This window comes from Bradyrhizobium sp. LeoA1Lang (assembly GCF_055413685.1).
This window is the reverse complement of sequence record NZ_JBVAPG010000006.1, coordinates 33,282-47,290: the sequence shown is the minus strand read 5'-3', so window position 1 is coordinate 47,290 and position 14,009 is coordinate 33,282. Positions and strand designations below refer to the sequence as shown.

The window sequence follows — 14,009 nt, the reverse complement described above, 5'->3', positions numbered from 1 at the left end:
CGTCCTGCGTCAGGCGGCCTCGTCTCGCAGGTGATACCAGCCATAAAGCATCCGCTGTCCGAGGCGACGAAACGGCGCGAATGGATGCCCAGGCAGTGGCGAGGTGAAGATAGGCAGGTCGTGGCCGCTGAATGTTTTCCCCGCGATCATCTGCGCCATGCGCCGGCCGGCCTGCGCCGAATAGGAAACGCCGTTCCCGCCATAGCCGAGCGCATAGACGAGCGCCTGCTTCGGGTCGGGGCGGAAAATGCGCGGCATCATGTCGTGGCTAACATCGACCCAACCCCACCAGGAGTAATCGATTTCGATACCGCGAAGCGTTGGAAATTTCCGATTGAGTCCCTCGATAAGGAGCTGAAGGTGCTTTGGATGAGTCGCGTCCGCGCCGGTGATGGCGCTGCGGCTGCCGATCTGAACGCGATTGTCCGGCAGCAGCCGATAGTAGAAGCGAAGCGTTCTTGTGTCGGTGATGACCTGCTTGGTGCGAAAGCCGGTGGCTTCCAGCTCTGCAGCGGTCAGCGGCCGGGTGACCATCGAATTGGAGAGGATCGGCATGCATCGGCCATGCAGCACCGGCGTCAATCCGAGCGAGGTGTAGGCGCCGGTCGCAATCGCCACCGCGCGCGCCTTGACCGTGCCGCCCGGCGTCTCCAGGAGAAATGCTCCACCGCGCGGCTCGATGTGGAGAACGGGGCTTGCCGGATGCACGCGCGCTCCGAGATCGCGGGCCATCTTGAGATAGCCGAACGCAAGTTTCGCCGGATGGACGCCGATGCCGAGCGGTTCGTGAATCGCGCCAACCGCTTCCGCGTCGGCGACGAAATCGCGTCGCACCTCCTCACGTGACAGGACGCGCGTCGTGGTGCCGAAAACGTCGTTCAGAACTTTCGATTCGGCGGCAATCTTTTCCAGGCGACGCTGGCGATGCGCGATATAGAGGTGCCCACCCGACTGCGGCTCGCAATCGATGGGGCTCTGGCGAACCAGTTCCTCGAACGTTGCAAACCCGTCTTCAATTTCGGCATGCATGCGGCGGGCGACATCCACACCCCAGCGGGCGATCCACTGCGAGTGCGTCAGCCGGCCGGCGGCATTCTGTGCCTGGCCTCCATTGCGCGTGCTGCATCCCCAGGCGACGCGATTGGCCTCCAGTATGGTGGCCTTGATGCCGTACTCGCGGGCGAGAAAGATCGCGCAGGCAAGGCCGGTGTAGCCCGATCCGATGATCGCGACGTCCGCATCGGTATCGCCGACGATCGGCCCGTCGCTTTCAGGCGGAGTTCCCGCCGTCGCGATCCAATAGGTCGGGGCATAGTCCCTGTTGCGCCCCGGACCGTCCGAGACCAAGGGATCGTAGTGAGGGTCGTAGGCCACGGCCGGCGCGGTCACCTGCACGTTCATCGCAGCACAGTCTCCTCCGTTGCAAGCGCGGGCAGCAGCGGACGATCCTTCCGGAACGCGCTCTTGGCGCAAATCTTGTCACCGCGGAAGGTGAACAGGTCGCACCCTTCCGCCTCGATGCATTGGCCATCCTTGGTGGTCGCGCGAAAAATCCATTCGGAAATTCCACGATCGCCGAACACGGCGTGGCGGGTGCACTGCCAGCTCACATCGGGCATGCTGGTCCACGTATTTTCAAACGCGGCGCGGACCTCCTTGGTCCCAGTCAGACGGCGACCGCAGATATCGGGACCAGCGGCGGCATCAAATACGATGTCGTCCGTCATGCAGGCCATAACGGCGACACCATCGTGGCGGTTGAAGGCCGCGAACAATTCTTCAAGAAGATTTCGCCTGAGAGCTTCGAGCGTCGACATGTGGTTTTCCTGAGGGGCCGGCAGGCGCCAAGGCTTTGGTGTCAGGCGGCTCGGTCGCAAGCTGCCACAAGGCCGACGACCCCCTTAGAACCAGATCGGCCGATCCTCTGTGACCAGAACTGGCCCGATGGTACGGCCTCGGCTGGCTCCTTCGACTAGCGCCGCATTCAAGCAATTTCGCCGACGAATCGTCTCGATGCCGGGACGCTTCAATTGAGAAGCGCTCACCATCGATGCGCGGTGATGGATAGGCATGTTTGATCTCACTGCGCGCCTGAGCGAGCTGGCCGCGTCGGCTTCGCTGACGCCGGCTGTCCTCATGGCGACCGCGTTTTCCGTCCTGGCCGCGGCTTTGTTGCGCGGATTTACCGGCTTCGGTTTCGCTTTGGCTGCGGTCCCCCTGCTCGGCATGTTCATGCCGCCATCGCAATCCGTTCCGATCGCGATCTGCCTGCAATTCATGGGCAGTGCGCTGGACTTTCCGCGCGCCCGTCAGGATGGCCATTGGCCGTCGCTGCGCTGGCTGATCGTCGGAGCCGCTGCCGGATCGCCTGTGGGCGCGTTGGCGCTGAGCATCGTGCCTGCATCGGTGGCGCGCATCCTTATTGCCGCCATCACCATTGCGGCTGTGATCGCGCTCAACGGCGGCGCCCGCGTAGCACAGACGCCGTCAAAGGCGATGACGATGCTGGTCGGCCTGATCTGCGGGCTTTTCAATGGACTGGCGGCGATGCCAGGCCCGCCTGTCGTCATGTACTATATGTCGGGGCCGTTCGGCCGCGTGGCAGCGCGGGCCTCGCTCATGGTGTTTTTCCTGGCCACCTCGATCGCTGCGCTGATCAGCACCACCCTGGTCGGCTTGCTCGACCAGCGAGCCCTGTTTCTTTCACTGTTGGCGCTGCCGATCATGCTTGCGGGCACCTGGATCGGCGAGCAGGCGTTCCGCCGCGGCGGCGATGCGCTGCACCGCCAGGTCTCAATCGCAAGCCTCGGGCTTATCGCCATCGGCAGCGCGATCAAGGGCGTCAGCGAATTGATGTGACGAGGTTCAGCGGCCCGCAACCACCGATCCGAGGCGCTCCATGCCGGGCTCGATCCGGTCGGTGCGGATCGATGAGAAACCGAGCCGGAAACAATGGAGGGTTGCGGCTTCGTGCATCGAAAAGACATCGCCCGGCTCGATCACGACTCCCCTGGCGCGGGCAGCTTCGGCAAGCTGCGTGGTGTCGGTGCCTTCCGGACAGGAAATCCAATAGTTCGTGCTGCCGGCGGCACGGGTCCAACTGCAGTTCGGGAGGAACTGCGGCAGCAGCCGGTCGAGCAGTTTCGCACGCTCCAGCAGCACGCGGGCGACCTGTTGCAGGTGTGAACGGTAGTGGCCAAGACCGATGAACAGCGCCGCGACGCGCTGGTTGTTCAGAGGCGGATGGCGAAGCATGAGACGCCGCAGCGCCCGCAGCTCACGAATGACGGGCGCGGGCGCCACGACGTAGCCGAGCCGCAGGCCGGGCGCCAGGGCTTTCGACAGGCTGCCGACATAGAGCACCCTCTGGTCGACGTCGAGACTCATCAGCGGCGGCAGGCTGTTGCCCTCGGGGATCAATTCACTCTCGTAATCGTCCTCGATCAGCAGGATGTCCCGCGCCTTAGCGATCCTGAGCAGTTCGCGGCGCCGCTCGAGCGACATGGAAACGGCGGTCGGACATTGATGGCTGGCGGTGACATAGGCGAGCCTGCACTGCTCGAATGCCTCGTCGGGAACCAGTCCCTGCTCGTCAGTGCGCAGCGGCACCACATTTGACGTGAGCATGCCGAAAATATTGCGGGCGTCCGGATAGCCGGGATCCTCCATCCCGACAGGCGTATCGGCGGCCACGAACAGCTTCGCGATGAGATAGAGCGCGTGCTGGGCTCCGATCGTCATCATGATCTCGTCGGAACGGGCACGGATGCCCCGGCGCGGAAGCACCTGGCGTTGCAACTGCTCGATCAGGGCAGGATCATCGCCATCGATCATGTCCCTTGCCCAGTTGTTGATTTCGGGAACGCTCAAGGCAGCCCGCGCGCTTTCACGCCAGTCGTTGGTCGGAAACAAGCTCGGATCGAACTGGCCGAAGATGAAGGGATAGGGATAACTCTGCCAGTCAAGCGGCTTGACGATGTTCCGAAACTGCGAGGGACGCAGCGCAAAGCGCTCGGTCCAGCGGCTCTCATCGCTGCCCGCCGCGGCGAGCCCATTGCTTGGCACAGGCCCAATCTGCTTCGGCAGGCCGGCGACGAAATAGCCGCTGCGTTCCCGCGACACCAGGAAGTTCTGGTCCACGAGCTGCTCATAGGCGATGACGATCGTGTTCCGCGATACCTTGAGCAGCGCGGCAAGATCACGGCTCGATGGCATGCGAACCCCAAGCGGCAGGCGACCGTCCTCGATCGCCGTCACGATCATTCGCCGTATCTGGAGCTGCAGGAACGCGCCGGACCGATCCAGGCCCTGAAACAGCGAATTCCAGAACAGAACATCGCTAGGCGGAAGGACGCTTACCTGTCCAGTCGACTCACGCCGACGCAATGGCACCAATTTACCCATTGAAATCCCGTGCGGAAAAACCTCCGCAGTTGACCCGCAGTTGCAACAAAAAGGAAGCAAAATCCGCGCCATCGCGGGACGTGACGGGGCGGCTGCATGCCCCTGGCCCCATTTGTGCATGGCATCTGGCGCTTATCTGAACCCGCCCCGCGCATCAGGCTCGCAGCATCGACTTGGGAGTGCAAGAGTGAGCCAGGACACCGTCGTCTTCGCGGCGCGCAAGATCGTGACCATGAATCCATCACGGCCGTTCGCGACCCATGTCGCAGTGCGCGATGGGCGCATCGTGGCGGTCGGCGATGAGGTCGAGATCGCGCAGTTTGCCAAAGGCGGAGCGTTCGACGACCGCTTTGCGGAGAAGGTCCTGCTTCCCGGCTTCGTGGAAGGCCATAGCCACATCATGGAAGGGATGATGTGGTCGCTGCCCTATGTCGGCGCCGGCGATCGCCGCTCGCCGGAAGGGAAACTGGTTGCGGGCGTCGGCTCGATCGATGCCATTGTCGCACGGCTGAAGGAAGCGGAAGTCGCCATCGGGGACGCCACTACGCCGCTGTTCGCCTGGGGGTTTGATCCCCTGCATATCGGCGGCCGCATGCTGACGCGGCAGGATCTTGACCGCATCTCGACGACGCGGCCCGTCATGGTGATCCATGCCAGCTTCCACATCAGCAATGTCAACACCATCATTCTGGAGCAGACCGAACTGCTCCGCGCGACCGACATTTCCGGCGTCGTTGCCGGCGCCGATGGCCTGGCGAGCGGCGAACTGCAGGGCATTGCCGCGCGTTTTCGCGTGTTCCGCGCATTGGGCGGCAATCCGTTGTCCGGAAATCTGACGCTTGCCGACGTCATGCGCTATGCCAATTCGGCCTGTGTGCAGGGCGTGACCACGATCACCGACTTGCATAACGACCTGGTCGACCAGACCGTCGATCTCTATCGGACCGCGACGACGCAACCCGATTTCGGCGTCAGGCTGGTGCCGGCGCTTGCCTCGGTCTCACATTCGCCCGAACAGGCCATCGCCAAGATCGCGGCCTTGCGCGAAAGCAACAATGACAAGCTCCACTATGGCATCGTCAAGCTCGTGGTCGACGGCTCGATCCAGGGCTTCACTGCGCGATTGCGCTGGCCGGGCTATCACAACGGCGCGCCGAACGGGCTTTGGTACATCGCACCGGAGCAACTGCCGCGGCTCGTCGAGACCTATCACAAGGCGGGCATTCAGCTTCACATCCATACCAATGGCGATGAAGCGACCGAGCTGGCGCTGGACGCGATCGAGGCCGCCCAGACCGCGATGCCGCGCCCCGATCACCGCCACACCCTGCAGCACTGCCAGATGGCGGACGCCGCGCAGTTCCGCCGCATGAAGGCGCTCGGCGTCTGCGCCAACCTGTTCGCCAACCACATCTATTACTGGGGCGATTCACACTACGAGTTGACGATGGGTCCCGAGCGCGCCGCGCGGCTGGACGCGACGGGAACGGCGCAACGGATCGGCGTGCCCTTCGCGATCCATTCCGACGCCCCGGTGACGCCGCTCGCGCCGTTGTTCACGGCCTGGTGCGCCGTCAACCGCGTGTCGTCCTCGGGGCGCAAGCTTGGCTCCGAGATCGAGGCACTTACCATCGAGCAGGCGCTTGCGGCGGTCACGATCGGGCCGGCCCACACGCTGAAGCTCGACGGCATGATCGGCAGCATCGAGTGCGGCAAATATGCTGACTTCGCCGTGCTGGAAGACGACCCGCTTGCGGTCGCGCCGGAGAAGCTGAAGGACGTCGCGGTCTGGGGAACGGTCGTGGGCGGCAAGGTGAGAAAGGCCCCGCGCGCATGAGGCGAGCGGCGCCCATTCCTGTCACCGTGATCGGCGGATTCCTCGGCGCCGGCAAGACCACCTTCCTCAATCGGCTGCTCGCGACCGCAACCGCACGCTATGCCGTGCTGGTCAACGACTTCGGCGAGATCAATGTGGACGCCGCGCTGATCGAACGGCATGACGGCACTACCTTGTCGCTGTCCAATGGCTGCGTCTGCTGCAGCATCGGCTCAGGATTCCTTGAAACGCTCGGACGGCTTCTGGATGGCGGCGAGCGGTTCGAGCGCATCATCATCGAGGCGAGCGGCGTCGGCGATCCCTGGCGGATTGCAGAAATCGCATTGGTCGAGCCCGACTTGCGGCTCGACGGCGTCATCGTTCTCGCCGACGCGACGCGGATCACGGAGCTGATCCATGATCGACGCGTCGGAGACACGGTCCGCGGTCAATTCGCCAAGTGCGATGTGGTTTTGCTCAGCAAGAGTGACCTCGCGGACGAAGCTGCGCTGCAGGCGGCCCGAAGCGCAATCCAGACCGTCCGGCCGGATGTGCCCATCGACGTCCTCTCGCGCGACACAAGGCCTGACCTGTTGCCGATCGCCAGAAGCCGAAGATCGCGTTTCCGCGCCGAGGGCGTGGAGGAAGACTCGCTCGATCACGAAAAGAACTTCAAGCGCTGGACCTACCGGCGGGACGGCGCGTTCGACCGGAGCCGGCTGGCAACAGCAATCGAAGCGCTGCCGCCGCAGCTATTGCGCCTCAAAGGCGCGTGCCGCGTCTCGGGCGAGGTCGCGCCGCTGGTATTTCAGATGGTCTCGAGCGACTGGTCATTGTTACCCGCAACCAGCGAAGATCTCGACCCGGCACCGATCGCGCTTGTCGGAATAGGAACGTCCGACCTGCCCTCCGACGCCGATCTCGAGGCCATTCTCGATGGTGCGCTCGCGCGCTCGTTCGTCTCATGAGCAGCGAGGCAAGCATGTTTCTCATAGCACCGCAGAGGTGCCAGCTCTCGAATAGTCAACCATGAAAGCGGATTTAGCCATGTCGATCAGAAGATATCTTTTGCTTGGAGCGATAGGACTATTTGCGATCTGCACCACCTCTCACCGCTCGATCGCGCAGACGGCCAGCAGCAACGCGGCGGTGATCGCGACCACGCAAGTTCCCCGGCACTTCAACGGCGCGGTGCAATCCGGCCTCGCCACGGCCATGCCGAGCTCGCAGATCTTCGCTAGCCCGTTGCGTTACGACGACAACTGGAATCCGCAGCCTTATCTCGCCCAATCCTGGGACGTCGCGCCGGACGGCCTGTCGGTGACGCTCCACCTGGTCAAGAACGCTGTATTCCATGACGGTCAGCCGGTGACGTCCGAGGACGTCGCATTCTCGATCATGGCGATCAAGGCCAACCACCCGTTCCAGACGATGCTGGCGGCGGTTGAAAAGGTCGATACGCCGGATCCATCCACGGCGGTGATCCGACTGTCGCATCCCAGCCCGTCGCTACTGCTGGCGATGTCGCCGGCCTTGATGCCGATCCTTCCGAAGCACGTCTATGGCGACGGTCAGGACTTGAAGGCCCACCCCGCCAACCTCAAGCCGATCGGCTCCGGACCGTTCAAGCTGACGGAATACAAGCAGGGCGAGTACTACACGCTGGAGAAGTTCGACAAGTTCTTCATGCCGGGTCGGCCCAAGCTGGACAAGATCGTGGTCCGCATCGTCTCCGACCCAAACGCCGCACTGGTGTCGATGGAACGGGGCGACGTCAACATTCTGCCATTCGTCGCCGGCGTCCGCGACATCGACCGTCTGCAAAAAGCCTCCAACATCGTCGTGACCGACAAGGGCTTTGCCGGAGTCGGACCGCTCAACTGGCTGGCCTTCAACACCAAGAAGAAGCCGCTCGACGACGTGCGCGTCCGCCAAGCGATCGCCTATGCGGCAAACCGCGATTTCATCGTCGGCAAGCTGATGAGCGGCAAAGCCGCCCCCGCAACCGGACCGATCGCACCGGGATCTCCGCTCGAAGAGAAGGCCGTCGACAGCTACAAGGTCGATTACGCCAAGGCCGCCGAGCTGCTCGACGCGGCCGGATATCCGAAGGGCGCCGATGGCTCGCGCTTCGGGCTCACGATCGACTATATTCCGGGCGCGGACGAGCAGCAGCGCAATGTCGCCGAATATCTTCGTTCGCAGCTGAAGCGTGTCGGCATCAACCTGGAGGTCAGGGCGGCGCCGGATTTCCCGACCTGGGCCCAGCGCGTGTCGAACTACGACTTCGACCTGACCATGGACACCGTGTTCAACTGGGGCGACCCCGTGATCGGCGTCAACAGGACCTATCTGAGCTCGAACATCCGCAAGGGCATCATCTGGTCCAACACGCAGCAATACAGCAACCCGAAGGTCGATGAATTGCTGCAGGCGGCCGCCGTGGAAACCTCTCCGGAAAAGCGGAAAGCGCTCTACTCGGAATTCCAGAAGATCGTGGTGAAGGACGTACCGATCTACTTCATCAACGCCACGCCCTATTACAATGCGTTCAGCAAGGGCCTGGGCGGGCTGCCGACCTCGATCTGGGGGATGATGTCTCCGCTGGACGAGGTGCATTGGGAAACGCCGCCCAAGACCTGAAACCTGTGACCTAAGATCCTTGCGATAAGACCGAGCTCATGGCCTTCGTCACCCATTTCCTCCGGCAGATCGTGAACGCCCTGGCGCTGCTGCTTGCGGTGCTGGTGCTCAACTTCTGCCTGATCCATCTGGCCCCGGGTGACCCAGTGCAGGTCATCGCGGGAGAGATGGGTGGCGCATCGGCCGAAGTCGTGGCCGCGCTGCGCGCCAAATACGGCCTCGACCATAGCCTGCCGGAGCAGCTCGCCACCTATCTCGGCAAGGTGGCGACCGGCGATTTCGGCTACTCCTACTACTTCAACCAGCCGGTGCTGGAGCTGATCGCGCAACGGCTGCCGGCGACGCTCTATCTCGCGCTCTGCGCGCTGGTCCTGGCGGTCCTCATCGGCACCCTGCTCGGCGTGATCAGCGCTCGCCGCCCGAACGGCATCGTCAGTCATGCCGTCACGCTGTTCTCGCTGGCCGGCTATGCCGCGCCGATCTTCTGGACCGGCTTGATGCTGCTACTGCTGTTCGGATCGATCTGGCCGGTGCTTCCCGTCGCGGGCATGAACGACGTCGTGCATCCCCGGCACGGACTTGCTCATGCCATCGACGTCATGCGCCATCTGGTATTACCGTCGCTGACGCTTGCGCTGGTGTTCATTGCGCAGTACAGCCGGCTCGCGCGGGTCAACATGATCGACGCTCTGTCCGCGGACTATGTCCGCACCGCACGCGCCAAGGGCCTGCCCGAATGGATTGTGGTCGGAAAGCACGCGTTGCGGAACACGCTCATTCCAATCGTGACCGTCGTCGGACACCAGTTCGGCAATCTATTCGCGGGCGCAGTCCTGGTGGAAACTGTGTTCAGCTGGCCGGGCATGGGGCGCCTGGTGTTCGATTCCATCCTGCGGCGCGACTATCCAACACTGATGGCGGTGCTTTTCTTCTCGGCGGTGATGGTAATGGTCGCCAACATTATCACTGACCTCGTCTACCGCCTCATCGATCCGCGCATTCGAACGGGACAATCATGACGACGCTTGAGACGTCGACGCCTCTCACTGTCGAATCCTCCGGCCAGCCGGCACGACGCGCGGCATCGCCCGGACGCGTGGCGTTCCGGCAGTTCCTACGCAGCCCCTCGGGCGTGTGCGGCGCGTGCCTCCTCATGCTGATCGTGCTGGGGACGGCGGTCGGCCCGATGCTCTATCCGGTTGACCCGCTCGATCTCGTCGGCGGTCCTTTCACGCCGCCGTCCGCCGACGCATGGCTCGGCACCGACTATCTCGGTCGGGACGTGCTGGCCGGCTTAATCTACGGCGGACGCGCAAGCCTTGCCGTCGGCGCGGTGGCCGCGTTGATCACGATCGCAATTGGTCTGACGGTGGGCGCATTGGCAGGCTTTTTCGGCGGCGCGATCGATACCGCGCTGGTGAAGATCACCGAGTTCTTCCAGATCCTGCCGCCACTCTTGTTTGCGATGGTGCTCGTCACTCTGTTCGGCCAGAAGCTCACGACCATTACGCTCGCCATCGGCGCGGTCAGTTGGACCTCGGCGGCTCGCCTCACCCGCGCCGAGTTTATGCGGTTGCGCAACCTGGATTTCGTCAAGGCCTCGCGCGCGGCCGGCGCGGGCGATGCATATCTGATGCTGCGTGTGCTGCTGCCGAATGCCCTGCCTCCCATCATCGTCTCGGCGACCCTCGCCATCGGCGTCGCCATCCTGTTCGAGGGAGGCCTGAGCTTTCTGGGCCTTGGCGATCCCAACACCATGAGCTGGGGGTTGATGCTCGGCCAGAACCGCAACTATGTGCTCGACGCCTGGTGGGCGGTGATCTTTCCCGGCACCGCGATTTTCCTAGCGGTGCTGTCGATCAGCCTGGTCGGCGACGGCGTGAACGACGCCATCAACCCACGCCTGCGCCGGAGGATGTGATGAGCGCGCTGCTGAAGGTGGAAAATCTCAGCGTCGGCATGCGCGGCAGCACGGGTGAAGTGGTGCCGGTGCTCGAAAACCTCTCGTTCTCGGTCGAGGCCGGGCGGACAATGGCGCTCGTTGGCGAATCCGGCTGCGGCAAGAGCATGACCGCACTGGCCATCATGCGGCTGCTGCCGGAGGATTTCGTTGTCACCGGCGGCCGGATTTTGCTGGAGGACGAGGACATCCTGTCGGCATCGCCCAAGCGGATGCGCAGCCTGCGCGGCAACGGCATCTCGATGATTTTCCAGGAGCCGATGACCGCGCTCAATCCGCTGTTCACGGTCGGCGATCAGATCGCCGAAGTATTGCGCTGGCACCGCCGAGCAGGCTCGGCCGAAGCCGAAGAACAGGTAATCACCCTGCTTCGCGCCGTGCAGATTCCTGCTCCCGAGCAGCGGGTGAAGGCCTATCCGCACCAGCTCTCAGGCGGCATGCGCCAGCGCGTGATGATCGCGATGGCGCTCGCCGGCCGGCCGAAGCTGCTGATCGCCGATGAGCCCACCACGGCGCTGGACGTCACGGTGCAGGCGCAAATCTTCAACTTGCTGGCCGATCTGCAGCAGGAAACCAAGACGGCGATTGTCCTCATCACCCACGATCTCGGTGCGGTTGCAGAACTCGCCGACAAGGTCTCGGTGCTCTATGCGGGGCGCTGCATCGAATCCGGCGACGCCGACAGTGTGGTACGCCATCCATGCCATCCCTACACCAGGGGTCTATTAGGCTGCGTGCCGCACCTCAAACTGGGATGGCGATCGCCGCAGGCATGGTCGGACCTCGCCGAAATTCCAGGGATGGTGCCGCCGCTGGGCGCGCGCGGGCCGGACTGCGCCTTCTTGGCAAGATGCCGGGACGCGAGCGAGCTTTGCAGGTCGCGTCTCCAGCCCGCACTGGAGCCGATCGCAGACGACCATGCGGTGTCCTGCTGGCGAAAATCGGAGCTGGCCGCATGACTGCGCTCCAGGCTGCCGCGCCACCCGCTTCGTCGGAGTTTGTCCTCAATGTGAACGATCTCGTCGTTCACTTCGAGGCTGGCAGGAAGCGGCCCCTGCAAGCCCCCTCCTTCGTGCATGCCGTCGACGGCGTCAGCTTCCGCGTCAGGCGCGGCACCAGCTTCGGCATTGTCGGCGAGAGCGGCTCCGGAAAGTCCACGACGGCGCAAGCGATCATGAGGCTCGTTCCCGCGACCTCCGGCCAGATCGTATTCGGTGACCGAAATATCCTGGACTTGACGGGCAACGGCCTGCGCAAGGTGCGCAAGCATTTGCAGATCGTGTTCCAGGATCCGTTCTCCGCGCTCAATCCGAGACGACGCGCCGGCGATCAAATCCGCGAGCCGCTCGATCTGTTGGGAATCGGCGCCGCCGGCGAACGCGACGACCGGGTGCGCCGGCTGCTTGGCGAGGTCGGACTTCCGTCGGACGCGGCCAATCTCTTCCCCCACCAATTCTCCGGCGGCCAGCGCCAGCGGCTTTGCATTGCCCGGGCGCTGGCACCAGAACCCGACCTGATCGTCTGCGATGAAGCCGTCTCCGCCCTCGACGTCGCCATCCAGGCCCAGATTCTAAACTTGCTGAAGCGACTGCAGCGCGAGCGACAGCTGACCTATATCTTCATTTCGCACGATCTCGGCGTGATCCAGCAATTCTGCGATGAGATCGCGGTGATGTATCTCGGCAAGATCGTCGAACAAGCGCCTGCCGCAACCATCTTTGCCGAGCCGCGTCACCCCTACACATGGTCGCTCATTGCCGCCGCCGCCCCGCCCGGCCCGACCCGGGACACGCTGAAGCAGCACTACCTGGTCAAGGGAGATCCGCCGAGCCCGGTCGACCCGCCGCCAGGCTGCCGGTTTGCGCAGCGCTGTCCATCGGCCATCGACCAATGCCGCAAGAGCTTGCCGCTGCCTGAATCAATCGGAACAAATCACTACATCGCCTGTCATCGCGCGGCAGAGCTCGTGCCACCGAGTTTTGAGGATTAACCTCGCAGGCGTCACCTTCCCGGCTTCGAGCCGCCATTAAGGAAGGCCTTGGCAGCTTCGCCATGCAGTGCTCGAAGTCGTGCGAGAATCGAAAGGCTGCAATTGCGGCCGCCGCTGGCAGAGCTACGACATCTAACAGTACATAACCCACAATTTCCGGTATTCTGGGCGGCCTCAGCTCGTTCAACGCGACTGCACCCAAACCTAAGGAGCTCAACATGAGCAGTACTCAGGCCCGCAGAGAAATGAGCCGACTCGATGTGATCCGCCTTTTTGCCTTCAGCATGCTGTTGATCCTCCCTGCGACTTCCCGGGCGCAACAGCTCCCACCGATTGCCGAACAAATGGCAAAGACCTACGGCGTTGATTCGTTTGGGCAAATCGAGGCAATCCGCTACACTTGGAACGCCGAATTGCCCGGTGTCAAACTGACTCGCAGATGGGAGTGGAGCCCGAAGACCGACACGGTCTCCTACGAGGGGAAAGACAAGGAAGGCAACCCGGTCAAGGTTACCTATCAGCGCTCGCAACTCAGCGGCCAAAGCGACGCCGTAAAGAACGAAATCGATCCGGCATTCATGAATGATCAATATTGGTTGATCCTCCCTTTCCACGTCGTATGGGACGGCCCCACCGTGACCGATGAGGGCACGCAGAAACTGCCGCTGGGTGACGCTTCCGCTGAACGGCTCGTGGTGAAATATCCTTCGGAGGGTGGCTACGACCGCGGCGACACCTGGGATCTGTACGTTGGCCCGGACAAGCAGATAAAGGAGATCGCCTACCACCGCGGCGGAAACAAGCCGCCCAAACTGGTGATCGCGACGTGGGCGGGCTACAAGAAGGCCGGCCCACTCCTGATCTCAACAGATCACCGCGGGACGTCCGACGGAAAGCCATTGCAGCTTTCGTTTTCGGATGTGTCGGTTAAGCTGACGGGATCAGAAAACTGGATCAGCGCGCAATGAACATCGGAGAGGTTCGTTCGAGCCACTGATTGTGTGTTTCACAGATCAGTCGTCCCGGTTCTCGATCCGGTCGTTCGCAACAGCGGGTTGGCGCGCTGTCGAAGCGTTCAATGCAGCGTAATGATTGCATGTTCTGCTGCGTAGTAGCCCAGGTAGGCGCACCTCTCGATCGTTCGCGCGGTGGTGCGCCTTACGCAGAGTCGCTATCCAAATCTCTGGAGCACCCGC

Annotated in this window: 12 protein-coding genes; 9 read left to right on the top strand and 3 right to left on the bottom strand. The window is 63.1% G+C overall.

The genetic code is table 11. The features are described from left to right. Positions 1-9: 9 nt before the first annotated feature. Positions 10-1,401 (bottom strand): NAD(P)/FAD-dependent oxidoreductase, encoded by a 1,392-nt coding sequence (locus ACZYOF_RS03640; protein WP_463714836.1) that lies wholly within the window; start codon positions 1,399-1,401, stop codon positions 10-12. Next, the gene (locus tag ACZYOF_RS03635; RefSeq protein ID WP_463714835.1) at positions 1,398-1,817 is read right to left on the bottom strand and encodes a nuclear transport factor 2 family protein; all 420 of its coding nucleotides are present in this window, start codon (positions 1,815-1,817) and stop codon (positions 1,398-1,400) included. The genes ACZYOF_RS03640 and ACZYOF_RS03635 overlap by 4 nt, the downstream gene beginning before the upstream one ends. A 253-nt stretch (positions 1,818-2,070) precedes the next feature. Between ACZYOF_RS03635 and ACZYOF_RS03630 the strand changes: the two genes are divergently transcribed. After that, positions 2,071-2,859: a sulfite exporter TauE/SafE family protein gene (locus ACZYOF_RS03630; protein WP_282526972.1), complete on the top strand. Its 789-nt coding sequence runs from the start codon at positions 2,071-2,073 to the stop codon at positions 2,857-2,859. Positions 2,860-2,865: 6 nt separating this feature from the next. Here the strand turns inward: ACZYOF_RS03630 and pdxR are convergent, their stop codons facing one another. Further along, complete coding sequence (gene pdxR / locus ACZYOF_RS03625) at positions 2,866-4,404, bottom strand: MocR-like pyridoxine biosynthesis transcription factor PdxR (RefSeq protein WP_282526971.1); 1,539 nt, start codon at positions 4,402-4,404, stop codon at positions 2,866-2,868. A 187-nt stretch (positions 4,405-4,591) separates the two neighbouring features. Between pdxR and ACZYOF_RS03620 the strand changes: the two genes are divergently transcribed. The 8 genes from ACZYOF_RS03620 to ACZYOF_RS03585 all read left to right on the top strand — a co-directional run bounded on the left by ACZYOF_RS03620 (position 4,592) and on the right by ACZYOF_RS03585 (position 13,781). Further along, positions 4,592-6,241, top strand: a complete 1,650-nt coding sequence (locus ACZYOF_RS03620) for an amidohydrolase (RefSeq protein ID WP_463714834.1) — start codon at positions 4,592-4,594, stop codon at positions 6,239-6,241. Further along, positions 6,238-7,188: a CobW family GTP-binding protein gene (locus tag ACZYOF_RS03615; RefSeq protein ID WP_463714833.1), complete on the top strand. Its 951-nt coding sequence runs from the start codon at positions 6,238-6,240 to the stop codon at positions 7,186-7,188. The genes ACZYOF_RS03620 and ACZYOF_RS03615 overlap by 4 nt, the downstream gene beginning before the upstream one ends. 79 nt (positions 7,189-7,267) lie before the next feature. After that, positions 7,268-8,863 (top strand): ABC transporter substrate-binding protein, encoded by a 1,596-nt coding sequence (locus ACZYOF_RS03610; protein WP_463714832.1) that lies wholly within the window; start codon positions 7,268-7,270, stop codon positions 8,861-8,863. 38 nt (positions 8,864-8,901) lie between these two features. After that, positions 8,902-9,882 carry an ABC transporter permease gene (locus ACZYOF_RS03605; RefSeq protein ID WP_282526967.1) on the top strand — a complete coding sequence of 327 codons (981 nt, stop codon included), beginning with the start codon at positions 8,902-8,904 and terminating at the stop codon, positions 9,880-9,882. Further along, the gene (locus tag ACZYOF_RS03600; RefSeq protein WP_282526966.1) at positions 9,879-10,784 is read left to right on the top strand and encodes an ABC transporter permease; all 906 of its coding nucleotides are present in this window, start codon (positions 9,879-9,881) and stop codon (positions 10,782-10,784) included. The genes ACZYOF_RS03605 and ACZYOF_RS03600 overlap by 4 nt, the downstream gene beginning before the upstream one ends. Beyond that, a complete protein-coding gene (locus tag ACZYOF_RS03595; RefSeq protein ID WP_463714831.1) occupies positions 10,784-11,782 on the top strand; it encodes an ABC transporter ATP-binding protein in 999 nt (332 codons plus the stop codon). Before ACZYOF_RS03600 ends, ACZYOF_RS03595 begins: the two co-directional genes overlap by 1 nt. Further along, the gene (locus ACZYOF_RS03590; RefSeq protein ID WP_130580196.1) at positions 11,779-12,813 is read left to right on the top strand and encodes an ABC transporter ATP-binding protein; all 1,035 of its coding nucleotides are present in this window, start codon (positions 11,779-11,781) and stop codon (positions 12,811-12,813) included. Before ACZYOF_RS03595 ends, ACZYOF_RS03590 begins: the two co-directional genes overlap by 4 nt. A gap of 218 nt (positions 12,814-13,031) precedes the next feature. Next, complete coding sequence (locus ACZYOF_RS03585) at positions 13,032-13,781, top strand: hypothetical protein (RefSeq protein WP_207234516.1); 750 nt, start codon at positions 13,032-13,034, stop codon at positions 13,779-13,781. The last annotated feature ends 228 nt before the right edge of the window (positions 13,782-14,009 follow it).